The following is a 218-nucleotide window of genomic DNA, read 5'->3' as shown; positions in this document are numbered from 1 at the left end:
CAAGTAAGCATACAACCAAAAAGAGCCGGTTTCCCCTACGGGAAACCGGCTCTTTTGTTTGGCATTATTGGTAAACGATGGCTTTTTTGACGCGGTCGGAATCTGCCGCGCTGCAGTTCAATCCAGGCGAGGTCGCCCCGTTCCAGGCCGTGGATGAGTACCTCGGCCGTGGCAATATTGGTGGCTACCGGGATGGTGTGCATATCACACAGGCGCAA

At 54.6% G+C, this 218-nt stretch carries 1 pseudogene; it reads right to left on the bottom strand.

The features are described 5' to 3' along the window. Positions 1 to 35: 35 nt before the first annotated feature. Positions 36 to 218: pseudogene (locus tag H6B10_RS18525) on the bottom strand (hypothetical protein); the annotation flags it as partial.

It is taken from the genome of Gemmiger formicilis (assembly GCF_016901605.1).
In the GTDB taxonomy this organism is placed as follows: Bacteria; Bacillota; Clostridia; order Oscillospirales; family Ruminococcaceae; genus Gemmiger; species Gemmiger formicilis_B.
Note: the sequence above shows the minus strand (reverse complement) of the source record. Positions and strands in the feature narration are given on the sequence as shown.